Annotated in this window: 19 protein-coding genes; all 19 read right to left on the bottom strand. The window is 50.6% G+C overall.

Annotated features, from left to right (window positions below; translation table 11 throughout):
• Nucleotides 1–208: 208 nt before the first annotated feature.
• A complete protein-coding gene (gene dapA / locus JFN88_RS19700) occupies nucleotides 209–1,072 on the bottom strand; it encodes a 4-hydroxy-tetrahydrodipicolinate synthase (protein ID WP_199020976.1) in 864 nt (287 codons plus the stop codon).
• Nucleotides 1,073–1,149: 77 nt separating this feature from the next.
• On the bottom strand, nucleotides 1,150–2,367 hold the full coding sequence (gene dapG / locus JFN88_RS19695) for an aspartate kinase (protein ID WP_199020975.1): 1,218 nt from the start codon (nucleotides 2,365–2,367) through the stop codon (nucleotides 1,150–1,152).
• A gap of 371 nt (nucleotides 2,368–2,738) precedes the next feature.
• Nucleotides 2,739–3,338, bottom strand: a complete 600-nt coding sequence (locus JFN88_RS19690) for a dipicolinate synthase subunit B (RefSeq protein ID WP_199020974.1) — start codon at nucleotides 3,336–3,338, stop codon at nucleotides 2,739–2,741.
• Nucleotides 3,335–4,234, bottom strand: a complete 900-nt coding sequence (gene dpsA, locus JFN88_RS19685) for a dipicolinate synthase subunit DpsA (RefSeq protein WP_199020973.1) — start codon at nucleotides 4,232–4,234, stop codon at nucleotides 3,335–3,337. The genes JFN88_RS19690 and dpsA overlap by 4 nt, the downstream gene beginning before the upstream one ends.
• A gap of 165 nt (nucleotides 4,235–4,399) precedes the next feature.
• A complete protein-coding gene (gene dut, locus JFN88_RS19680; protein WP_199020972.1) occupies nucleotides 4,400–4,843 on the bottom strand; it encodes a dUTP diphosphatase in 444 nt (147 codons plus the stop codon).
• Nucleotides 4,824–6,089: a M16 family metallopeptidase gene (locus JFN88_RS19675; protein WP_199020971.1), complete on the bottom strand. Its 1,266-nt coding sequence runs from the start codon at nucleotides 6,087–6,089 to the stop codon at nucleotides 4,824–4,826. The genes dut and JFN88_RS19675 overlap by 20 nt, the downstream gene beginning before the upstream one ends.
• Before the next feature lie 49 nt (nucleotides 6,090–6,138).
• Nucleotides 6,139–7,137, bottom strand: coding sequence for a polysaccharide deacetylase family protein (locus JFN88_RS19670; RefSeq protein ID WP_233168063.1), 999 nt, complete (start codon nucleotides 7,135–7,137; stop codon nucleotides 6,139–6,141).
• Between the two features lie 197 nt (nucleotides 7,138–7,334).
• Nucleotides 7,335–9,443 carry a polyribonucleotide nucleotidyltransferase gene (gene pnp / locus JFN88_RS19665; protein ID WP_199020970.1) on the bottom strand — a complete coding sequence of 703 codons (2,109 nt, stop codon included), beginning with the start codon at nucleotides 9,441–9,443 and terminating at the stop codon, nucleotides 7,335–7,337.
• A 136-nt stretch (nucleotides 9,444–9,579) separates the two neighbouring features.
• Nucleotides 9,580–9,849, bottom strand: coding sequence for a 30S ribosomal protein S15 (gene rpsO, locus JFN88_RS19660; RefSeq protein WP_199020968.1), 270 nt, complete (start codon nucleotides 9,847–9,849; stop codon nucleotides 9,580–9,582).
• A gap of 160 nt (nucleotides 9,850–10,009) precedes the next feature.
• Complete coding sequence (locus JFN88_RS19655; protein ID WP_199020967.1) at nucleotides 10,010–10,999, bottom strand: bifunctional riboflavin kinase/FAD synthetase; 990 nt, start codon at nucleotides 10,997–10,999, stop codon at nucleotides 10,010–10,012.
• Nucleotides 11,000–11,060: 61 nt separating this feature from the next.
• On the bottom strand, nucleotides 11,061–11,963 hold the full coding sequence (gene truB, locus JFN88_RS19650) for a tRNA pseudouridine(55) synthase TruB (protein ID WP_199020966.1): 903 nt from the start codon (nucleotides 11,961–11,963) through the stop codon (nucleotides 11,061–11,063).
• The gene (locus JFN88_RS19645; RefSeq protein ID WP_199020965.1) at nucleotides 11,963–12,955 is read right to left on the bottom strand and encodes a DHH family phosphoesterase; all 993 of its coding nucleotides are present in this window, start codon (nucleotides 12,953–12,955) and stop codon (nucleotides 11,963–11,965) included. Before JFN88_RS19645 ends, truB begins: the two co-directional genes overlap by 1 nt.
• Nucleotides 12,952–13,308: a 30S ribosome-binding factor RbfA gene (rbfA, locus tag JFN88_RS19640; RefSeq protein WP_199020964.1), complete on the bottom strand. Its 357-nt coding sequence runs from the start codon at nucleotides 13,306–13,308 to the stop codon at nucleotides 12,952–12,954. The genes JFN88_RS19645 and rbfA overlap by 4 nt, the downstream gene beginning before the upstream one ends.
• A gap of 7 nt (nucleotides 13,309–13,315) precedes the next feature.
• The gene (gene infB, locus JFN88_RS19635) at nucleotides 13,316–15,895 is read right to left on the bottom strand and encodes a translation initiation factor IF-2 (RefSeq protein WP_199020963.1); all 2,580 of its coding nucleotides are present in this window, start codon (nucleotides 15,893–15,895) and stop codon (nucleotides 13,316–13,318) included.
• The gene (locus JFN88_RS19630; RefSeq protein WP_199021328.1) at nucleotides 15,888–16,211 is read right to left on the bottom strand and encodes a L7Ae/L30e/S12e/Gadd45 family ribosomal protein; all 324 of its coding nucleotides are present in this window, start codon (nucleotides 16,209–16,211) and stop codon (nucleotides 15,888–15,890) included. Before JFN88_RS19630 ends, infB begins: the two co-directional genes overlap by 8 nt.
• A 2-nt stretch (nucleotides 16,212–16,213) precedes the next feature.
• Complete coding sequence (gene rnpM / locus JFN88_RS19625; RefSeq protein WP_199020962.1) at nucleotides 16,214–16,516, bottom strand: RNase P modulator RnpM; 303 nt, start codon at nucleotides 16,514–16,516, stop codon at nucleotides 16,214–16,216.
• An 84-nt stretch (nucleotides 16,517–16,600) separates the two neighbouring features.
• Nucleotides 16,601–17,698: a transcription termination factor NusA gene (gene nusA / locus JFN88_RS19620; protein WP_199020961.1), complete on the bottom strand. Its 1,098-nt coding sequence runs from the start codon at nucleotides 17,696–17,698 to the stop codon at nucleotides 16,601–16,603.
• A gap of 182 nt (nucleotides 17,699–17,880) precedes the next feature.
• The gene (gene rimP, locus JFN88_RS19615) at nucleotides 17,881–18,342 is read right to left on the bottom strand and encodes a ribosome maturation factor RimP (RefSeq protein WP_199020960.1); all 462 of its coding nucleotides are present in this window, start codon (nucleotides 18,340–18,342) and stop codon (nucleotides 17,881–17,883) included.
• A gap of 179 nt (nucleotides 18,343–18,521) precedes the next feature.
• Nucleotides 18,522–22,835: a PolC-type DNA polymerase III gene (locus JFN88_RS19610; protein WP_269846579.1), complete on the bottom strand. Its 4,314-nt coding sequence runs from the start codon at nucleotides 22,833–22,835 to the stop codon at nucleotides 18,522–18,524.
• Between the last annotated feature and the right edge of the window lie 211 nt (nucleotides 22,836–23,046).

Raw genomic sequence — 23,046 nt, 5'->3', positions numbered from 1 at the left:
AAGAATTAGAAGCCGCCTCTATGGCCCTTATATAAATAAGGACAACCAAGGGCAGTTCCATCTTTCGCAGCCGGACTTTCCTTTATATATAAACTGAGGTAACCCGTTAAAATTTATACCTCATGCAAGGGAATTCTCTGCCAAAAAAAACGGCTGCGATCGTCCATTGAAAAGGACAGCAGCCGTTTTCACAGGTCTTTTTGCAAGTTTAAAAAACTTGCTTCAGAGCGTTTGCCTCTTCTTCATTCACCCATACCAGCGGCAGTCTCACACCACCGACAGTAACGCCTCGCGACTCCAGCGCAAATTTAATTCCAACCGGGTTCGGCACTGTAGAGAACAAAGCTTTGAAGATTGGATGAAGCTGCTGATGTTGTTTGGCTGCTGCCTTCACATCCCCGCTCAGATAAGCGTTTAGCATGTGCTTCATTTCCTTGCCGACGATATGGCTGGCTACGCTGATAACCCCATGTCCGCCCACTGCGAGAACCGGCAGAGCGGCGCCGTCATCACCGGAGTATACGTGGAAGCCTTCCGGAGCGCCGTGAACAATTTGCGTCACTACTTCAAGAGACGCGCATTCTTTGGTACCTACCACATTGTCCAGCTCAGCGAGCCGCAAAGTGGTCTCCGGGGTTAAGCTGATGCCGGTTCTAGCCGGTACATTGTATAGAACTACAGGAAGCTTCGTGGATTCGGCAACAGCCTTGAAATGCTGATACAATCCGTCCTGGTTCGGACGATTATAGTAAGGCGCTACCAGCAGCAAAGCATCCACGCCCGTCTCTTCAGCTGCCTGCGTCAAATGGATGGAATCGGCCGTATTGTTGCTGCCCGTTCCCGCAATGATCTTGCATCTGCCCGCTGCACGCTGCACGCCAAATCGGAATAGCTCCAGCTTCTCCTCATCAGAAAGTGTAGGCGATTCACCTGTTGTTCCGGCAAGGACGATACCATCATTTTGCTGCTCATCTATTAAGTAATCAATTAATCGTCCTGTTGCTTCCCAATCAATTTGACCTTTCGTGTCGAACGGGGTTACCATTGCGGTCACTAATCTTCCAAAATCCATATTGACGTCCTCCGATTATTAAATATGATAATGAGGAAAAAACCTCACCGTTTATGAATAGTGCAACTTCTATAATTTTATAAATGAAGTTCGAACTTGGCGTGCAGCGCCCTCAGCGCCGGAACCATATCATTTTGCCGCACCAATACCCAGATCGTGCTGTTGGAATCCGCCGATTGAAGAATCGGAATATCTTTCTCCGCCAGCGCCTCTACAATCCGGGCCATAATTCCGGGGACACCGTTCATGCCGCCGCCAATAACCGATACTTTCGCGCAGCCTGTTACTGCTTTCGGTTCATAGCCGATAGCTTGCAAAACAGCCATCGCCTGCTTGGCATCATGATCAAATACGGTATAGACTGCACCGCCTAGGTTGACGTTGATGAAGTCCACGCTGATCTGATGGCTCGCCATCGCCTGGAATACCTGCAATTGAACGTCAAAATCCTTATCCGGCTGTGCCTGTACGGATATTTGGGTGACCCCTTCAACATGGGCAATTCCGGTTACATGCCGATCTTTGACCGCTACATTGGGGGATCCGTCCATGTAGGTGACGAGCGTGCCTTCATCATTCGAGAAGGTGGATCGGACACGCAACGGCACCCCGGCCTGCTGTGCAATTTCTACTGCCCGAGGATGTATAACCTTTGCTCCCTGTCGAGCCATATTGCAAATCTCTCCGTATCCGACGACGGATAGCGGCTTCGCATTCTCCACAATTCTCGGATCGGCGGTCAATATGCCGTTCACATCCGTATAAATATCCACCCGCTCTGCCAACAAAGCTGCCCCTAGAGCGGTGGCGGAAGTGTCGCTGCCGCCGCGCCCAAGCGTTGTCAGTTCCCCATCTGCTGTTCGTCCTTGAAATCCGGCAACAATGACGACGGATTGCTCGGCCAAATGCTTCAGGATTGCTTGCGGCTTCAACTCGACAATTTTTGCTTGGCCAAACTTGGCATCGGTAATGATCCCGGCCTGACCTCCGGTTAGCACCACAGCAGGAATCCCCCGCTCATGTAAAAGTGAGCACATCATGACAGCCGATATGATCTCTCCACAGCCCATCAACAAATCCCTTTCGCGTGTAGGAATCTGCGCCTGTCCGCTTCCGGCCGCCAGATTAAGCAAAGTATCCGTTGCGTAAGGCTCGCCCTTGCGTCCCATTGCCGATACAACGACAACAAGCTGATAGGCAGCCTGTCTCTCTCTCTCAATATGAGCAAGAACCCTCTCTCTTGCAGAAGCTGTCGAAAGAGAGGTGCCGCCAAATTTTTGAACCAGAATCGCCATGTGGCTGTTTCCTCCGTAACGTAAAAGAAGCTTTTATCCACTTTACGCTACTGCAAGCCAGAGGTGTACCCGCTGGCAATGTGCTCTGCATGCCGAAGCCGCTTCCGGCCGACTTCTTGAGCAAAAAACGTCGGATATGATCCATTCCTTCAGTCCGAGTCCGTTGTCCAGTTCGCAGCACATACAGCCGGCAAGCGCTTCAAGTTTGCCGGCTGGTTCGATAGCCGGAGGTATGCGAACATGATGACCATATACGACAAGACTACGCACGCAACACGCAAGTTGCAGTAACGTCGATGAACAAGACTTTCGTGTCAGACCGCTGAAAGGTTCTTCCTATCGCAGTCGTTGCCGGATTTGCATGATGTTGTTCAGCTTATATCATTAAAACGCTCTACCAGCATCGGTTGAAGCTGTCTGCCTTCCAGAGCGGCTTCACATGCTTCAACTATTAACTCCATTCTGGCCACCAGGGAATTAGGCTTGCGGACAGGATCGTCCTGGCCGAATGGCACGAAATAAATATGCTTTGCAGCAAGCAGCTTTGCGATATTCGCCGCATTGAGTCCAAGACCATCATTGGTCGACACCGCCAGCACAACCGGCCGCTGGTTTCTCATTTGCGCCTTCGCAGCCATCAGTACGGCGCCATCGGTCATGGCATTGGCAAGTTTGCTTATCGTATTGCCCGTACATGGGGCAATAACAAACACATCAATCAGTTTGGATGGTCCTAGCGGTTCCGCCTGGACGATCGTAGAAATCAGATCATTGCCGGTCAACTGCTTGAGTTGCTCCTGCCAATCCTCCGATTTGCCGAATCTAGTATCGGTGGTCATGATTGTATTTGAAACAATCGGAATGACGTTTGCGCCTGCCTCAATAAATCGTTTGATTTGCGGCATTACTTCCGCAAACGTACAATGGGAGCCCGATAAAGCGTACCCGACCGTTTTTCCCTGCCAACTCATTGTCCATCCCCCCGTAATCGTACATCATCCAAAATCAACCGACTTAAACAGTCCGCAAGTATGCGTCCAGCAGTTTTGGGAGCGACGATGCCCGGGAGTCCGGGGGCCAGCAGCGCTTTGATTCCACGTTTTTCAGCAAAACGGAAATCCGTACCGCCCGGCTTGGAAGCCAGGTCGATAATAACAGCGCGTGAAGGCATTTTCGCAATAATTTGTGCTGTGACTATCATAGTCGGAATTGTATTAAAAAGCAAGTCAATGTTGCCAACATGCAGCTGCAAATCCTTGATATAGAAAGGATTTAACCCCATCTCCTCAGAACGTGCAAAGTGCTCCACACGCCTTACTCCAACCTGAACTTTTGCCCCTAATCCCTGCAACGTCCTTGCCATCGTAAAGCCGGTCCTTCCGATTCCGAGCACGACCGAATTTGACCCGTGGATGGTGATGTCCGTATTTTGAATGGCCATCATTATCGCGCCCTCTGCCGTCGGTATCGAATTGTAAATGGCCACATCATCGCGCTCCAGCAACTCGACTAGCTCAAGCCCGTGCTTGCTGCACAACTGGCGCAGATACGGCTTTGCCATCCCGGTATAAACCTTGCAGTGCTTGGGCAGGCGCGATACATGCGCATCAGTCAGCTTTAACTCCCTATCGCTGAATACAGCCGTTATTTCCCCATTGTCATCCGTCCCGACAACAGGCAGTATAAGAGCATCGACCCGCTCAAACAGCTCCTCCGTTAGTTCCGCATGCACGGCGCCATCGAACGGCGTATGCAAACCGTCGAATCCTGCCAAAGTAACAGCCGCATCAAGCTCAGCCAGCTTGCGGATAACCTCCAGCGCTCTCGCATCCCCGCCGAGCAACAGAACATGAGTCCCCGTCAGCATATCGCTTCACTCCTTTCTCGCGCACCAAATATACGTTATCCTATGCCGCAGCCCAAAGGAGGGTGAAAAACAAAAAAAGGCAAAGCAGGAAACAAATCTGCCTTGCCTTGCTTATTTAAAGGGATTATTGCCTATAATTGCGGGAGAACGCTGCACGCCAGCGGCTTATACGCCCGTATGACCGAAGCCGCCGCTGCCGCGTACCGTATCGGACAATTCTTCTCTTTCTTCCAGTTGAACCTGCGGCACTGTCTGGAAGACCATCTGGGCAATCCGCTCGCCGCGGTTAATGACGAACGGCTCCTGACCCAAATTAATGAGCAATACCTTCACTTCACCGCGATAATCGGCATCAATCGTCCCCGGTGAGTTCAGGCACGTAATGCCATGCTTGTACGCCAGGCCGCTGCGCGGCCGAATTTGCGCTTCCAGCTCTATTGGCATGGCTAACGCAAATCCGGTCGGGATCAATATGCGCTGACCGGGAGCCAGTGTGACAGGCTCTTCGACAGCAGCTTGCAAGTCAAAACCGCTGGCTGCCTGTGACATTTTGCGAGGCAGGTCAAGACCGTTGCTTCCGGGAAGTCGTTTAATTTGAACTTGAAACAAGTGAATCTCTCCTTAATCCCGCCGCTGCATCATCACTCGCGCCTACCATTGCCACAGCAAACGGAACAGACAGCATCCGGCTTGTAATTTCACGTATATCGGCATCCGTAACCTGATCAATCCGCTCCAGCATTTGATCCAGTGTATAATGTCTTCCGAGCATCAACTCGTTCTTGCCAATTCGGTTCATACGGCTGCTCGTACTCTCCAGACTTAAGATCAGACTTCCCTTGAGCTGCTCCTTGCCGCGATGAAGCTCAGCGGCCGACAGCCCGTTAACCGCCAGGTCACCCATCATCTCTACAGTCAGATCGAGCACATCTTTGGTCTGCTTCGGCGCAGTCCCCGCATAGATTGTGAAGAGGCCTGTATCGGCATACGAGGTATGGTAGGAGTACACAGAGTATGCTAGACCGCGCTTCTCGCGAATCTCCTGGAACAGGCGCGAGCTCATGCCGCCGCCAATGGCGTTATTCAGCAAAATCATCGCGTAAAGCTTCTCGTCCGAAATGGAACAGCCCGGGAATGAGATGCAAATATGATTCTGTTCCGTTTGTTTCGAATGGAACAAATAATCGCTCTGGAACACGGGTAATGTAGTCGACTCGGCAGCTCCAGTGTTATCGAATGCGCCGAAATAGCGGGTAAGCAGCTCGAGCACAGCCGGATCCTCTACATTGCCTGCTACACTGATGACGGTATTGTCGACGCGGTAGCAGGATTTCATATGATTGATTAAATCTGAGGAACTCATGTCCAGCAGACGTTCCTCCAGCCCGAGAATGGAATAGGCAAGAGAATGGACACCGAACGCCGCTCTGGACGCCTCGTCATGCACCTTGTCATCTGGCGTATCCTCATACATCGAGATTTCTTCCAGAATGACATTTTTCTCTTTGGCGAGTTCCTCTGCATCAAATTGCGACTCGAAGAACATATCGGCAAGCGCTTCTACTGCAAGCGGCAAATGCTGATCCAGCACTTTCGCAAAATAGCAGGTGTACTCCTTGGATGTAAATGCATTCACATTGCCTCCGATACCATCGAACAAATCGGCGATATCCTTGGCGCTGCGCTGGCTTGTGCCCTTAAACAGCATATGCTCTATAAAATGTGAAATCCCGTTGTTATCAGGTGTTTCGTTACGTGATCCCGTTTTTACCCATATGCCAAAGGAAACCGATCTGCAGGTCGGGATATTTTCCACAACCACACGCAGTCCATTCTTTAATGTATATTTCTTCATCAGGTCCCCTCCTCAAATCAATGATACCACTATATCAGAATTATGGTGCTCACTCAACTTCGGGTACCCGCTTCTCGGAGAGAGTTTCGCTTACTGTGCCGATCGTCAGCCCCTTCTTGCGTATCTCGCGGATCATGCCCGGCAGCGCCTCGCTGGAGGATGCCGTCGGATGCATCAATATCAGTCCCCCCGGCTCTATGCGCAGCCGGATTTTTTGTACAATGCTTGAGGCCGGCGGCTTCTTCCAGTCTACAGTATCCAGCGTCCACAATACCGTTTTCAGACCTTGCTCAGCGGCTACTTTCACAGTCATCTGATTGAAATCGCCCGAAGGAGGGGCAAACCACTTGTTGGCTACATTCAGCTCGCTTTTTAGCAGCGCTTCCGTCTTGGAAATCTGCTGATAGGCCGCCTCCCTTCCCAACCGGCTCATATCCGGGTGGGAATACGCATGATTGGACAGCTCATGCTCTTCCAACTGGATACGCCGGGCAAGCTCGACGTTCTTCTTCAGCCAGCTGCCATCCAAGAAAAAAGTTGCCTTTACCTTCTCTTCCTTGAGCGTCTTTAGAATGGGTTCCAAAAATTCATTGCCCCATGCCACATTAATCATAAAAGAGACCATTGGCTTATTCGGATTGCCTTTGTAGATCGGGTGCTCGCCCAAATTTTCAAGCTTGACCTTTGGCTCAACCTCGTAATACTGATATCGGATTGGCGCTTCCGGCGACGCTTTGGCCAGACGATAGGTCTCCTCAACGTCAACTTCCAGCCCATTATAACCGGGAATCGCCTTCCATACCCGATCGACAGTTGCATTCACCGGGGCCACTCTGCGCTTGATTGCTTCTCTGCTGATTTGTTCGTACAGGGAATCCAGCTCTCCCTTTGCTTTTCCGGCCTCCGCAGGCGCGTCCGCATACGCCGTCTCGATTCTATTGCCGTTCTTTAATTGTTGAATATAATCAGCGATACCGCCTTGAAAAGCTGCCGCAAATCCGAATAGCAGCAGCGTTGCCGCCATAGCCGTCCATTTTTTATCGACCATTGTCCTTTCGCTCCTCTCATTCATTTCCATCCTATGAACAGGAGGACGAGATTATGAGGACAAACAAAAAGAGACAGACTGTATCTGACTCTTTGTGGGGTCATAAAATATAACCAGGCATCCGCCATATGCGCCCTATGTCCGAAACTGGGAGAACCCAGTGTAAGGGAACATGGAAGATGGCCTGTTCGTTTAACTTAATTTTCGGCTTTGTCGGTAACTTGAGCAGCCAGCACGGCTTTTCTCGACAGATTAACGCGGCCCTGCTGATCGATCTCCGTAACCTTAACGGTAATCTGATCACCTACTTTGACGACATCTTCAGTCTTGGCAACACGCTCGGCGGCCAATTGGGAAATGTGTACAAGGCCTTCTTTATTCGGCAAAATTTCAACGAACGCCCCGAACTTCTCAACGCGTTTTACCGTTCCAAGATAGATTTCGCCAACAACGACTTCTTTCACGATACCTTCAATAATTTGTCTGGCCTTCAGATTCATCTCTTCATTGGAAGAAGCGATAAATACGGTGCCATCCTGCTCGATATCGATTTTTACGCCGGTTTCCTCAATAATTTTGTTGATGATTTTCCCGCCCGCACCGATAACATCACGAATTTTATCCGGGTTAATGTGCAGAATGAGAATTTTAGGCGCATATTGTGACAGACTGGCGCGCGGCTGTTGAATGATCTCCAGCATTTTACCCAGAATGATCATGCGGCCTTCACGAGCTTGCTCAAGCGCTTGAGTCAAGATACTGCGGTTAATACCGTCGATCTTGATATCCATCTGAATAGCAGTTACTCCCGCTGCAGTACCGGCAACTTTGAAGTCCATATCACCCAGATGGTCTTCCAGACCTTGGATATCAGTCAAGATTGAGAAATGCTCGCCTTCCTTGATCAATCCCATTGCTACACCAGCTACAGGCGCTTTAATTGGAACCCCTGCATCCATCATAGCCAGCGTACTCGCGCAGATGCTCGCCTGTGAAGAGGAACCATTCGATTCCAGAACCTCGGATACAAGGCGGATCGTATACGGGAACTCATTTTCCGGCGGAATTACTTTGGACAATGCGCGCTCACCAAGTGCGCCATGCCCGATTTCACGGCGTCCAGGAGCGCGAAGCGGTCTTGCTTCACCTACGCTGAACGGAGGGAAATTGTAATGATGCATAAAGCGCTTGGATTCCTCAGGGCTGATACCGTCCAAAATTTGCACGTCTCCCAACGCCCCAAGCGTACATACGCTAAGCGCTTGTGTCTGCCCTCTTGTAAACAGACCGGAACCATGGGTGCGCGGCAGCAGTGAAATATCACAATCGATCGGTCTGATCTCATCGAGCGCACGACCATCAGGACGGACCTTGTCCACTGTAATCAAGCGTCTGACTTCTTCTTTTACAATATCATGAAGCACTTCTTTGACATCATCCAGAAGAGACTTGTCCTCTGCATAAATTTCGTCAAAGTGTGCTACAGCTTCAGCCTCAATCGCATCGATAGCATCTTGTCTGGCATGCTTTTCCGGAATCCGAATGGCTTCCACCAGACGGGCTTCAGCATATTCGCGCACAGCCTGATTGACATCCGGGTTGACCGCATGAAGTTTAACTTCCATCTTCGGTTTCCCTGCAATGGCAACCAGTTCCTCCTGCTTGGCAACGATAAGCTTGATTTCGTCATGTCCGAACATGATCGCTTCCAGCATCACTTCCTCGGAAACCTCATCAGCCTCCGCCTCTACCATCATGATGGCATCCTTGGTGCCGGCTACAACGACATGAATATCACTCTTTTCTTCTTCTTCCACGGTCGGGTTGACAATGAACTTGCCATCCACACGGCCAACAATAACACCGCCGACAGGACCGTTGAAAGGCACATCTGAAATCGACAACGCAGCGGAAGTACCGATCATTGCCGCGATTTCAGGCGAGCAGTTCTGGTCCACACTCATAACCAGGTCCAAAATCTGCACGTCATTTCTGAAGCCCTCAGGGAACAACGGACGAATCGGGCGGTCAGTCAAGCGGCTAGCCAGAATCGCTTTTTCACTTGGACGTCCTTCACGCTTAATGAAGCCACCCGGAATTTTACCAACTGCATAGAGGCGTTCCTCATAGTTGACAGTCAGCGGAAAAAAATCCAGATTCTTCGGTTCAGAGGAAACTGTGACTGTACACAATACGACTGTATCTCCATATCGAACCGTGACAGCAGCATTTGCCTGCTTGGCTAAACGACCGGTTTCAAGTACAAGCGGACGTCCGCCCAATTGCATTTCTACACGTTGAAGCATAGGATTTCCCTCCTTATCTAAAATAGTTTAGACAACCTTACGAACATTCCGCAAAGCTTATGTATCCAATACTTAAAAGCCTGAATATTTTAAAAAGCAACCCGGCTTGTACAACCAGGTTGCTTTTTTCCCCGTATTAACGGCGAAGACCGAGTTTTTCGATCAATGCGCTGTAACGTTTAACATCTTTGTTTTTCAGGTAAGCAAGCAACTTACGGCGCTGACCTACCATTTTGAGCAAGCCACGACGGGAATGATGATCTTTCTTGTGCTCCCGAAGATGCTGCGTCAAATTAACGATGTTCTCAGTCAGGATAGCGATTTGCACTTCCGGTGAACCGGTATCACTTGCGTGAGTCTTGTGCGTGTCGATCAGTTCGTTCTTGCGTTGTTGAGTAATTGCCATCCTAGTTTCACCTCCTTGAATAGAAATCGCCAGCAGCCTCGCCGCCGATGGTGAGAGCGGTCGACCAAGCTACGGTTCTGTCGCAGACACTTTTTCAGCCCACAACATTATCCATTATAACACATATGAAACCGGAAAGTAAATCTTCGCTGCCCGGAACTTATTTTCCCTCTGTTGGGCTGCCTGCCCGCTCTTTAGCGAGTACAGGCTCCACCAACTTGCGGGCGTTATCGGAATCGGTCTTGATTCGATCAATAAGTTCCTGCACAGAGTTGAAACGCTGCTCAGGACGAAGAAAGGACAGCAAATCCACTTGCACCTTCATCCCGTAAATATCCCGGTTAAAATCAAAAATATGAATTTCATAGGTTGGCTCAGCTAGGTCGGTCTCGAACGTCGGTTTGACGCCAACATTCATTACCCCACCGAACACTTCGCCTCCGGTATGAAACAAGACCGCATATACACCCAATTTCGGCAGGGCGTAGTTGCTGCCAGGAGTTACGTTCGCGGTAGGGAATCCGATCGTTCTCCCGCGTCCGTCCCCATGCTCTACCGTGCCGACGATGCTGTAAGGTCTGCCCAGCAGAAGCGCAGCCTGATCCACGCCCCCGGCTGCAATGTACTCGCGAATGCGCGTACTGCTTACTTTCGTCTCTTGAATCAGGAATGGCTCTACAATATCAACCTGCATAAAGGAAGCCCCCAGCTTGCTTAACAACTCAGGCGTGCCCGAGCCGAGATGACCGAAGGAGAAATCGAAGCCGACAACAGCCCGTTTCACCTGCAACTCGCGCAATACTTCCTCAACAAACTGCTCGGGAGAAATTGTCGCAAATCTGGAATCAAAATGAAAAATATAAGCTGTATCAATACCCAGGCGTTCAAACTGCTCCAACTTGTCATGAAGCGAGGTCAAACACGAAATATTCTGTCCTGCCTGCCCGAGCACATCACGAGGATGCGGATCAAAGGTCATGACGGCCGCCTTTAGCCCGGCTTCGCGCGCCTCGGCAACGGCAACGGAAATCACCTGCTGATGTCCGAGATGTACGCCGTCAAACTGGCCGATCGCCAGCACTTGCGGCTGGATTGCGCCCGGAAGCCCTGACTCTGCGGATAGCGGGTATTTTAATGAAATAATCTCCACTGCTGTCCCACCTGCAATTCTATATGAACTTGAGCTTGCAAAGCCTTAAAATTCCGTTTCATTAGGAGAACACCTTGACAGGCTTAACAATTCCGTCTTCCGGTATCGTCTGGAATATGCCTAGAAACAAGCCAGATTCATTATACAGTCTGCATAGTCCATGTTCCAAAGCCACTGGCAGCAGCACATCCAGCTTCACCTTCTGGCCTTGAAGCAGCCGGTCCCCCGAAGACGAGTCTACCGTAAAAGCCGGCATATGGGCAAGCGCCCTATCCGCCGGGAGCAGCCGATCACCGATTGTTCCCTGTTCCTGCAGTAGCTCAATTTCATCGAGCGTAAGGCAATCCTGCTCATGCAGCCCGGCGGAACTGGTCCGTGTGAGCTTCGCCATCGCTGCTGGAACACCGAGCGCTTTACCCAGATCGACACATAATGTGCGGATATAGGTTCCGCTGGAACACGTAACAGAAAACGTAATTTGGGGATACGGACGCTCAAGCTCGGCAGCCAACAATACCGTTTCAAAAATTGTTACTTTGCGTGCCTTGCGCTCAACCACTTTGCCCTCACGGGCAAGCTCGTATAGCCGCTTGCCGTTGACTTTTACAGCAGAGTACATTGGAGGCGTCTGCTCGATTTCTCCGGCAAAGGAAGCCAAAGCCTCCCGGATGCATTCAAGAGAGAGCGACACAGGCCCTGCATCCTCAATGACTTGACCGCTTAAATCCTCCGTGTCTGTCGCGATTCCGAATTGCAGCACCGCTTCATAGCTTTTAGGCTGATGCTGCATATATTCCACAACTCGCGTAGAACGTCCGATACAAAGCGGCAGAACGCCTGTCACATCCGGGTCCAATGTGCCCGCATGACCGATTCTGCGGGTCCGCAGCAACCGTCTTGCCTTGGCAACAACATCATGGGATGTCCACCCTGCAGGCTTCCATACCGCCAAAATTCCATCCATTATACCAATACCCTTCTCACAGCATCCACGACCTTAGGCATTGCCTCGGGCAACCCGAGTTCCAGCCGGCAGCCCGCCGCCCGCACATGGCCGCCGCCCCCAAAAGATTGCGCGACGGCCGCCACATCAATTCGTCCGGCAGAACGCAGGCTTACTTTGGTCTGGCCGTCCTGTGTACCCTTGAATAGCATCCCGACTTCTGTGCCATCGATGTTGCGGGCGTAATTCACAAGGCCTTCCAGATCTTCTGGATCAGCTCCGGTTTCTTCCAGGTCAGCAGGCGTAATATAGAGCCAGCCAATTTTGCCATCCTCCGAGAAGGACAATCTGGACAAACCGCGTTGCAGCAGCATCAACTGCGGGCGGGTCATTTTCTCCAGCAGATGGTCTGCCAAATCATTTCCCTTGACCCCGAGCTTCAACAGTTCCGCAGCAATTGACATGACATGCGGTGTCGTATTTGCATAGCGAAACCCGCCCGTATCGGTCATCAGCCCGGTATAGATGGCAGTCGCTGCGTCTCTATCCAGAGCAATGCCTGCATGTTCAATCAAATCATATAAAATCTCAACGGTTGCCGCAGCATCCGAGCGGATGACATTCACGCTGCCAAAGCTGTCGTTCGTCGGATGATGATCAATATTAAGAAGTTTCGTACCCGGTGGGAACGAGGAAGAAACCGTTCCAATTCGCTTGTAATCCGCGCAATCAATGCTGATTACACGGGTAAATTCGAATGGGGGCGCCTGTTCATCGAAGTGTTGAATCGTATCTGCCAATGTTAAAAAACGAAGACGTGACGGCAGGTCGCTCTCATTTAGTAGAACATAGCGCTTGCCAAGCTTGCCAAGCAGCCAGCCGACAACCACTGTAGAACTGATCGCATCCCCGTCAGGCTGAACGTGGGAGACGACTAGAAAGTCATCCCCTTCATTCATGAAAGCCAGTGCCGCTTCCAGCTGTTTCCTGTAAGCAGATCCCGGCTCTGTCATACAGAGCCGCCTTTGCTGTTAATCTGCTCCAGCAGCGCTTCAATATGGCTGCCGTATTCAATGCTGCCGTCAAAATTGAAAATAAGCTCAGGAGTGTGGCGGAGCTTCACCCGTTTGCCAAGCTCGGAACGCAGAAAACCCGTCCCTCTGCCCAGCGCCTTGAGCGTTTCTTCTTTTTGCTCCTCAGAGCCAAGGACGCTCAAATACACTTTTGCCTGGGACAAATCGCTGGTCACTTCAACACCGGTTACAGTGATAAAGCCGATGCGCGGGTCTTTCAACTCTTGTTGGATAATAAGACTCAGCTCTTTTTTAATCTGCTCCCCAACGCGTCCTACCCGGAAATTCGCCATTCTTGAATCACCTCTCTACCGTTTCCATAACGAAGGCTTCGATAACGTCCCCTTCTTTCAGATCGTTGAAACGATCCAGGGTAATTCCGCACTCATAGCCTTGCGCAACTTCCTTCGCATCATCTTTGAACCGCTTGAGGGTTTCAATTTTACCTTCGAATACAACAACCCCTGCTCGAATGAGACGGGCTTCGGCATTGCGGGCAATTTTACCCGACGTTACCATACAGCCGGCGATTGTTCCCACCTTGCTCACTTTAAAGATGTTGCGGACTTCGGCATGCCCGATTACGCTCTCCTTGTAGATCGGATCCAGCATCCCTTTCATAGCTTGCTCAATTTCGTCGATTACACTATAAATGACACGGTGCAGACGAATATCAACCTTCTCCTGCTCTGCCGTTGACATCGCTTGCGGCTCAGGACGGACGTTAAAGCCGATTACAATGGCATTGGATGCAACAGCCAGATTGATATCGGATTCGGTAATCGCGCCGACACCGTTATGAATGATTTTAACGCGTACGCCTTCAATATCAATCTTGTTCAGCGAGCCTTTAAGCGCTTCGAGCGAGCCTTGAACGTCTGCTTTGATGATGACGAACAAGTCTTTGATCTCTCCGTCTTTAATATGCTGATACAAGTCGTCAAGGGTAACGCGGGTATTCGAGCCAAGCTCGCTTTGACGATGCTTGATTGCACGGCGCTCCGCGATCGCGCGCGCCTTGCGCTCGTCCTCAAATACTAGGAACGGATCGCCTGCTTGCGGAACCTCGGTCAAACCTGTAATTTCAACCGGCGTAGACGGCCCGGCTTCTTTCATACGGCGGCCTTTGTCATTGACCATTGCACGAACACGTCCGAAGCAGTTGCCCGCTACAAACGCATCGCCGACGCTAAGGGAACCATGCTGTACCAGTATACGGGCTACCGGACCTTTACCTTTATCCAGTTCCGCTTCCAGTACAGTACCTCTGGCGCGCTTGTTCGGGTTCGCTTTGTAATCGTTCACTTCTGCGACAAGCAGAATCATTTCCAGCAAGTCTTCCAGACCGATCCGCTGCTTCGCGGACAGGTTGACGAAAATCGTATCGCCGCCCCACTCTTCCGGAACCAGTTCATACTCAGTGAGCTCTTGCTTGATTTTGTCCGGATTCGCTTCCGGCTTATCGATTTTGTTGACAGCTACGATAATCGGAACGCCTGCCGCTTTGGCATGGTTGATCGCCTCCACAGTCTGTGGCATAACACCATCATCCGCTGCAACAACAAGAATCGTAATATCGGTTACCTGAGCGCCGCGCGCGCGCATCGTCGTAAACGCTTCGTGGCCCGGCGTATCCAGGAAAGTAATTTTCTTATGGTTGATTTCAACCTGGTAGGCGCCGATATGCTGCGTAATTCCGCCAGCTTCGCCGCCGGTTACATTCGTATGCCGGATAGCGTCGAGCAATGTGGTTTTACCGTGGTCAACGTGCCCCATGATTGTAACAACCGGCGGGCGAGTCTCCAAATCCACCTCTTCATCTTTTTCCTCGATGGTCTCGAACTGATCCTCTTCTACCGGAATCTTGATCTCAACTTCTACTCCGAATTCGGTAGCTACCAATTGGATCGCATCCAGATCAAGCTCCTGGTTGATCGTTGCCATTACCCCGAGGAAAATCAGCTTCTTGATAACTTCGGAAGCATCCTTGTGCAAAAGCTTGGCCAAATCGCCAACCGTCATACTGCCGCGGACAATGATTTTCTTCGGCGTATTATCGATTTTTTCACGACGTTCCGGCGCAGACGCCTGACCGCCCCGTCCGCGGTTGTTTTTGCCGCCGCGGTTGTTCGAACCGCGGAAATTGCCGCCTCCGCCTTTGCCATCCTCAAAGCGCTTCTGGCCCTGGTTTTGGGTGGGTTTATTTTTGTTCTTGTTATTATTGTTGTTGTTGTTGAATCTGCCTTGCTGGCCTCCAGCGTTGCTGCTTCTGGAATCGCCGCCTGTTGCTGCTGGACGGTTGTCATTGGAGCGTGGCGGCTGCTGGGAGCGACCTGCTTCGGGACGCTGGCCCTGAGCTGCGCCTGGGCCGCCTTGTCCTGGGCGTCTTCCACCTTGCTGGCCTCCGCCTTGTCCGCCTCCGCGCGGCGCATTGTTGGAGCGGGGTGCTCCACCCTGTCCGGAACGTTGTCCTTGACCGTTATTACCGTTATTATGGGAACGCTGTTGTCCTTGTGACTGACCTGACGGCCGTTGTGATTGGGTTGAGTTGGTTTTGTTTTCTGTAGAATTCATAGGCTCCTGTGTATCTGCTTTATTTTTATTTTTTTGCTGGTTCGAGCCGCCCTGCTGCCCAGAGGTTGACGCAGCGGGAACAGAGGAAATCGTCGCTTCCTGAGCGCGTTTGGCGGCCGCATTAGATTTAATATCCTTGAAGAAACCTTCCACCTTGCTAACCATTTCATTCTCCATGACACTCATATGGTTGTTGACCGGAAGGTTTAGCCTTTTTAAAATCGTGATGATTTCCTTGCTGCTCATGTTGAGCGATTTGGCATATTCATAAACACGTAACTTGTCTTTGTTGTCCTGTTTAGTCAATATACTCCACCTCCGTTATAGACTTTAGCCCGCCTTCGATCATCGATGCAAAGCCCTGGTCGGTTACGGCAACGAGCACTCTCTCAGATTTGCCAATGGCGCCTCCAATCGATTCTCTATCCAAAGCAACTACTATAGCAACGTTATAAGAATTGCACTTATCACGGAATTTTTTTTTCGTATTATCTGAAGCGTCGCCTGCTACAAGAACCAGCTTCGCTTTGCCGCCTCGCACAGCCTTAAGCACAGTTTCATCGCCGGTAACCAGCTTCCCGGCGCGCATCGCCATTCCCAGACTGGATAACACTTTATTCACGGTCACTCCAAAGTCCCCCTGCCAGAGAGAAATTCATCCTGAACACGAATAAAATCCTGCTCAAGCTGGTCATAGATTTCAGGCTGGACGCTTACTTTCAACGCACGGTCAAGCGCCTTGCTTTTCTTTGCTAGCTTAAAGCAATCCACTTTCCCGCACAGGTAAGCGCCACGGCCGGCTTTTTTGCCAGTGAGGTCGATCAGGGTTTCCTCGGAAGGCGTGCGGACAACGCGAATGAGCTCTTTCTTGGGCTTCATCTCTTGACAGGCCACACATTTGCGAAGCGGTATTTTTCTCTGCTTCATCGTTCATTCCCCCTGACATTACGAAGTTGAGCACCGGCATGCATAACGGCTAATACCGAATTAAACCGGAAGCTTGCCGCAAGATCAATCGATCGATACGGAATCCTGATGCATAGCGTCGCCTTCCGTCCGTGGACGTCCGAACTCCTGCTCTGCCTGGGTCTCGCTTTTAATATCAATCTTCCAACCTGTCAGCTTCGCTGCCAGTCGGGCGTTCTGTCCCTTGATGCCGATTGCCAGCGACAATTGATAATCCGGGACAATTACACGAGCCATCTTTTCCTGTTCAAATACGATAACCTCCAGCACCTTGGACGGGCTGAGTGCATTGGCCACATAATCTTCCACCGCTTCGGACCAGCGGACGATATCGATTTTCTCTCCCTTAAGCTCCGTAACAATTGTCTGAACCCGAAGTCCCTTCGGCCCTACGCAGGAGCCTACCGGATCGACTTCTTCATTGCGGGAATAGACTGCAATTTTGGAGCGGAAGCCTGCCTCGCGCGCTACCGAGCGGATTTCCACGACGCCGTCATAAATTTCGGGAACCTCAAGCTCAAACAAGCGTTTGAGCAAGCCAGGATGCGTTCTGGACAAAATAATTTGCGGGCCCTTGGTCGTGTTCTCCACCTTGGTAATGAAAGATTTGACACGGTCGCCGTGCTTGAATTTATCTGTCGGCATTAATTCGGTCAGTGGAAGCACTGCTTCCACTTTGCCGAGGTCAACGAACAAATTGCGCGTGTCCTGCCGCTGCACAATACCGTTTACGATGTCTTCTTCCTTGTCGATAAAGGCATTGTAGATCAAACCGCGCTCCGCTTCACGAATCCGCTGCGTTACAACCTGCTTGGCCGTCTGAGCTGCGATCCGGCCGAAGTCCCGCGGCGTCACCTCAATCTCAGCGATGTCATCCAGATGATAGTGCGGGTTGATTTCACGGGCCGCCTCGACGGAAATTTCCAATCTCGGGTCCAGAACCTCATCCACCACATTTTTGCGGGCGTACACCTTGATTACCCCCGTATGACGGTTAATATCCACCCTGACGTTTTGCGCCGTGTTAAAATTGCGTTTGTAACTGGAAATCAGGGCCGCTTCAATCGCTTCAATCAGCACATCCTTGCTGATTCCCTTCTCCCTTTCAATTTCCGATAACGCTTCAATAAAATCCATGCTCATTGGAAATGAGTTCCTCCTCATAGACGGTCAAGTGTAAAACGAGACAAGCGGCGGCGGATGTCTTGGGACCTCGCTAACGCTTGCATCCTGAAATATACAAGGATCATATCCGCGTACGATCTGATAGAACCCTTATATTTCAAGAAGAGCAGGCATAATGCCTGCGCCTTCTCTAGTAAACGTTAGAATTGGATAGCCAGTCTTGCGCTAGCTACCTTGGCATAAGGTATCGCATGCTTCTTCCTGCCTACCTCAATAACCACCTCTTCCCCGTCAAACGAGCGAAGCCAACCTTCAAACTCCTTCGTCTTGTCAATCGGTTCATAAGTGGTGAAAAAAACGTATTCTCCAACCGCTGCGCGAACATCGTCCGCTTTTTTTAGCGGCCGCTCAGCGCCTGGCGAGGAAACCTCAAGGAAATAAGCTTCAGAAATCGGGTCATTCTGATCAAGCTGCTCGCTTAAATATTCGCTGATTTTGCCGCATTCATCAATATCAATGCCGCCTTCCTTGTCTGCAAAGACACGTAGGAACCAGCTTCCGCCTTCCTTGACGTATTCGATATCGACCAGTTCAAAGCCATGTTCGTCCAAATATGGTTGAAGCATACCTTCGACAACGGTTTTAATTTCGGTTGTGTTCAAACGTAGAAACCTCCCGGTTGTAATGCAAATTTAAGTGGACAAAAGGTAAAGAGTGGGTTGCCCCACTCTTCTGCGCATTACTCTATCATCATCAGGATTACCAGAAAAATTATACCATAATCATGTTCAAGTGACAAGAAGGGAATGAAAATGAGCACTCATTTTCATAAAGCTCACAATTAAAACAACGACAGCTGGTTCGATTCCGGCAACCCTCTAAAACAGCCCATCGATCCGAGCATCTCCACAATCGTTTTGCTGGCTTTGGATTTTTGCTGAAAATCCTCGATGGATAAAAATTCCCCGTGCTCTCGGGCTGCAGCAATGTTGCGAGCCGCATTGTCCCCGATACCGCCGATAGCGGCAAATGGAGGTATCAGAGAATCCCCGTCGATTTGAAATTTCACCGCGTCTGAACGGTACAAGTCAATCGGCTTGAAGGAAAAGCCGCGTGCTGTCATTTCCAGCGCCATCTCCAGAATCGAGATCATCGCCTTCTCCTTCGGCAGCGCCTGAAAACCTTTGTTTTCGATTTCGACAAGCCGTTTCAATATCGCATCATATCCTTGACAAAGCAATTCGAGCTCAAAGTCCTCTGCGCGGACCGAGAAATACGTTGCATAGTATGCGATCGGATAATAAAGCTTGAAGTACGCGGTGCGGACAGCTGAAATAACGTATGCGGCGGCATGCGCCTTCGGGAACATGTACTCGATTTTCAGACAGGAGTCAATGTACCATTGCGGCACCTTGCACCGCTTCATCTCCTCGATCCATTCCGGGGTAAGACCCTTCCCTTTACGCACGCTTTCGGTAATTTTGAATGCCAGCCCCGCGTCCATGCCCGCCTTGTATATGAGATAAAGCATAATATCGTCACGACAGCCGATAACCGTCTTGATGTTGCAGGTATTGTTTTTGATCAACTCTTGCGCGTTGCCCAGCCAAACCCCGGTTCCGTGTGACAGCCCGGAAATTTGGAGCAAATCGGCAAAAGAAGATGGCTGCGTTTCCTGAAGCATCTGACGAACGAACTTGGTTCCCATCTCTGGCACGCCATAAGTAGCTACCGGAGTGCGAATCTGTTCAGACAGTACCCCGAGCGCTTCCGTCGAGTTGAACATGCTCATGACTTTTGTATCGTTCATCGGAATTGACGTCGGGTCCACCGCGGTCAAATCCTGAAGCATGCGCATCATCGTCGGATCATCATGCCCCAAAATATCGAGCTTCAGCAGGTTCGCATCGAAGGCGTGATAATCAAAATGCGTTGTCTTCCATTCTGCCGAGGTATCGTCGGCCGGGTATTGGACCGGTGTAATGTCCTCAACTTCCATGTAATCCGGTACAACAACAATCCCTCCCGGATGCTGGCCCGTACTGCGCTTTACCCCTGTGCAACCATTCGCAAGCCGGTTCAGTTCGGCGCCGCGCCATTTGCGCCCTTCGCTCTCCTCATATTTCTTGGCAAAGCCGAACGCTGTCTTCTCGGCAACTGTACCAATCGTCCCTGCACGAAATACACATTTCTCGCTGAAAAGAACCTTTGTATAGTTATGCGCATGGGGCTGATATTCCCCTGAGAAGTTAAGATCAATATCCGGAACTTTATCCCCTTTAAAGCCAAGAAACGTCTCGAACGGAATATCTTGACCGTCACCCTTCATTTTCTGACCGCAATTTGGACAATTTTTATCCGGCAGGTCGAAGCCGCTTGGGATGCTGCCATCCAGGAACCATTCACTGTGCAAGCATTCCGAATTTCTGCACATATAATGTGCAGGCATAGGGTTAACCTCGGAAATCCCAAGGAAAAGCGCGACGACAGATGATCCTACAGATCCCCGCGAGCCGACCAGATAGCCGTCTTCATTGGACTTTTTAACAAGCCGTTCCGAAATCAGATAGTTCGCCGAGAAACCGTACTTGATAATAGGTACAAGTTCCTTCTCCAGACGCTGCACAACAACTTCCGGCAATTCCTCGCCATACATCGACTTGGCGGTGCTGTAGCAGGTATTGCGAATTTCCTCGTCCGCCCCTTCGATAATCGGCGTGAACAGCTTGTCCGGGAACATCTCATAAGGCTCGAATCGCTCAGCAAGCTGAACCGTATTCGTGACCACCACTTCATACGCCGTCTGCTCGCCGAGGAAAGCGAATTCCTCCAGCATTTCCTTTGTCGTCCGAAAATGGGCGTCCGGCTTGCGCATATCCTTGAGCGGGCTAAAGCCGGTGATGCCATGAATCGTGATGTCACGGAATATTTTGTCCCTTGGATTCAAGTAATGAACATTTCCCGTTGCGATGACCGGCTTGTTCAGCTTTTTGCCAATATCAAGAATACGACGATGCGCCTGCTCAATTTCGGCACGGCTTCCCACAAGCCCCTTTTCGACAAGGTGCATGTAGAAGCCGATCGGCTGAATTTCCAGGACATCGTAGAATTCCGCAACCTCTTCGGCTTCTTCTACCGTCTTGTTTAGCACCGTCTCGAAAAACTCGCCCTTTTCGCACCCGGAGATGACCAGCAGTCCTTCCCGCATCTCGCTCAGCTTGCTCTTGGGAATGCAAGCAACCCTCTTGAAATGCTCAGTATGAGAGAGTGATATCAGCTTGAACAGATTCTTTTTCCCCACCGAATTTAGAGCATAAACACTGCAATGGAAGGGACGCGTGTTTGACAAGTCCAGTCCGACATAATCATTAAGTTGATGAAGCCCTGAAATACTGCGGGCAGCCGCATCCTTGATCAGGCCGAACAAAATGCCGCCCAGCGCCAGCGAGTCGTCTACAGCTCGGTGATGGTTTTCCAGCGTAATTTTATATTTATCAGCCAGCGTATTCAGCCGGTGGTTTTTCATCGTCGGATGAAGGAAACGGGCCAGTTCCAGCGTATCCAGGACCGGATTGGTCACTTCGGAAAGTCCGATGTTTTTGCATGCTGCTTGAATAAATCCGATATCGAACCTTGCATTATGGGCCACCAGCACCGAATTGCCGATAAACTCGATAAATTCGCGGAGCTTCGGCTCAAGCTCAGGGGCATCTGCAACCATATCATCGGTAATGCTGGTCAATTGCTGGATATGATACGGAATTTTCTCATGCGGATTAATAAAAGTTTCGAAACGGTCGATTTCCTTGCCGTCGACCATCTTGACGCCAGCCAGCTCAATAATTTTGTTGTTAATGATCGACAAGCCGGTCGTCTCAATATCGAAGACGATATATTCGACTTCTTCCAGCGATTGCTCGCGCGGGTTCAGCACCATGGGGACGGCGTCATTGACAACATTCGCTTCAACGCCGAACAATACTTTGATGCCGTTCTTCTTGCCTGCCTTGAAGGCTTCGGGATAGCATTGCACATTGCTGTGATCGGTCACGGCAACCGCCTTATGCCCCCACTTGGCGGCGGTCTTGATATACGTATCAATCGGAGTAACTGCGTCCATCGTACTCATCGTAGAGTGCAAATGGAATTCCACCCGCTTCTCATCGGCGTCATCCGTCCGTTCGCGCGGCGACTTAACCTCATGCAGATCGCTCGGCATCATAACCAGTTCCGGCTCCTGCATAAAGCGGTCATATTCTACCCGTCCGCGCGCCTTGACCCATTTGCCATTGGCCAGCAGACTGAGCACCTTAACATCTTCCTTCGTCTTCGCGAACATCTTCATCGCCAGCGAGTCAGAGAAGTCGGTCAGATTGAACGTGAACAGCGTGCTGCCGTTGCGCAGTTCCTTGACATCCAGTCCGAAGATCGTCCCCTGTACGGTGATTTTCTTTTCTTCCTCCTGGATTTGCATGATCGGCGTCGCTTCCTCCCGGATATCGTAACCGACTACCAGGCGCACTTCCTCGCCATTGTCTGCCGACTCCTCCTCCGGAACACTCGCCATCATCTGTTCGATGATTTCACGCTCTTCCTGCTCCTTGCGCTGGGCAAACATTTCCAGCTCTTCTGCACTCGTTTCAGCCTCCGCAACACGCAGCTTAAGCGGGAATTGACGGCGAAAATGATGCATGAAATAACCTGAAGCGGCCTCATCAATTTTCTTCATGCGGGCCATCTGCAGGACAGCATCATCCCGGAGTTCCAGCCATAAGCCGCCATTGCCATACTCCAGCTTCGCCCTGCCTAGCCAGCCGTTGACAGATGCCATTTCCTGCTGGGCATAGGCGACGAACAACGGCCAGTAGGTCTCCACCAGTTCATGTGTTGCAACCTGTTCATCATAGTTGGTAATGAAGGCGACATCGGCAATATGGGCGAATTTATCTTTAATCGTCTGTGTAAACCGGATATAAGCCTCTAAAGGAACTAAAGACGTCTTGCGGATGCAAAACGTCCATGCCCGGTTGTTCTGGCTTACAATGACCTTCTCAAGCTCCCCGTCGGAGTAAAACGATTCGATGAACGCCTGTGGCAGCTCCGCCTGCTTCATCATCAGCTCAAAGCGAAGTCTTTGTTCCCCTGGTTTGTTCAATGTTTCCTCCCCCAATTCAAAAAAACATAAACCTTGTTCAAGCGTAAACGGCTGTTCCGTCTTTTGTCGGACAAAAACTTAGTTTTTCATAAAAGGCTCAAAACCAAAATTAGTGGTTGCCCTCTAGTAAGGAGGGAACGCTGCGTGGCAGAGGATTCTTCCGATCGCTGTTAAAGCCCGATTCCTTTATAGGATAGAAACTAGCAGGGGA

Source organism: Paenibacillus roseus, assembly GCF_016424485.1.
GTDB classification, from domain to species: Bacteria; Bacillota; Bacilli; order Paenibacillales; family Paenibacillaceae; genus Paenibacillus_D; species Paenibacillus_D roseus.
Note: the sequence above shows the minus strand (reverse complement) of the source record. Positions and strands in the feature narration are given on the sequence as shown.

What these genes read in the sequence shown, in the direction of transcription:
- dpsA (WP_199020973.1), bottom strand. Translation starts at nt 4,234, where the DNA reads ATGCTGACGGGGACTCATGTTCTGTTGCTCGGCGGGGATGCGAGAGCG.
- rnpM (WP_199020962.1), bottom strand. Translation starts at nt 16,516, where the DNA reads ATGAAGCAGAGAAAAATACCGCTTCGCAAATGTGTGGCCTGTCAAGAG.
- nusA (WP_199020961.1), bottom strand. Translation starts at nt 17,698, where the DNA reads ATGAGCATGGATTTTATTGAAGCGTTATCGGAAATTGAAAGGGAGAAG.
- truB (WP_199020966.1), bottom strand. Translation starts at nt 11,963, where the DNA reads ATGGATGGAATTTTGGCGGTATGGAAGCCTGCAGGGTGGACATCCCAT.
- dapA (WP_199020976.1), bottom strand. Translation starts at nt 1,072, where the DNA reads ATGGATTTTGGAAGATTAGTGACCGCAATGGTAACCCCGTTCGACACG.
- JFN88_RS19645 (WP_199020965.1), bottom strand. Translation starts at nt 12,955, where the DNA reads ATGACAGAGCCGGGATCTGCTTACAGGAAACAGCTGGAAGCGGCACTG.
- pnp (WP_199020970.1), bottom strand. Translation starts at nt 9,443, where the DNA reads ATGCTTCAACGTGTAGAAATGCAATTGGGCGGACGTCCGCTTGTACTT.
- JFN88_RS19690 (WP_199020974.1), bottom strand. Translation starts at nt 3,338, where the DNA reads ATGAGTTGGCAGGGAAAAACGGTCGGGTACGCTTTATCGGGCTCCCAT.
- dapG (WP_199020975.1), bottom strand. Translation starts at nt 2,367, where the DNA reads ATGGCGATTCTGGTTCAAAAATTTGGCGGCACCTCTCTTTCGACAGCT.
- rbfA (WP_199020964.1), bottom strand. Translation starts at nt 13,308, where the DNA reads ATGGCGAATTTCCGGGTAGGACGCGTTGGGGAGCAGATTAAAAAAGAG.
- rpsO (WP_199020968.1), bottom strand. Translation starts at nt 9,849, where the DNA reads ATGGCAATTACTCAACAACGCAAGAACGAACTGATCGACACGCACAAG.
- JFN88_RS19675 (WP_199020971.1), bottom strand. Translation starts at nt 6,089, where the DNA reads ATGAAGAAATATACATTAAAGAATGGACTGCGTGTGGTTGTGGAAAAT.
- JFN88_RS19670 (WP_233168063.1), bottom strand. Translation starts at nt 7,137, where the DNA reads ATGGTCGATAAAAAATGGACGGCTATGGCGGCAACGCTGCTGCTATTC.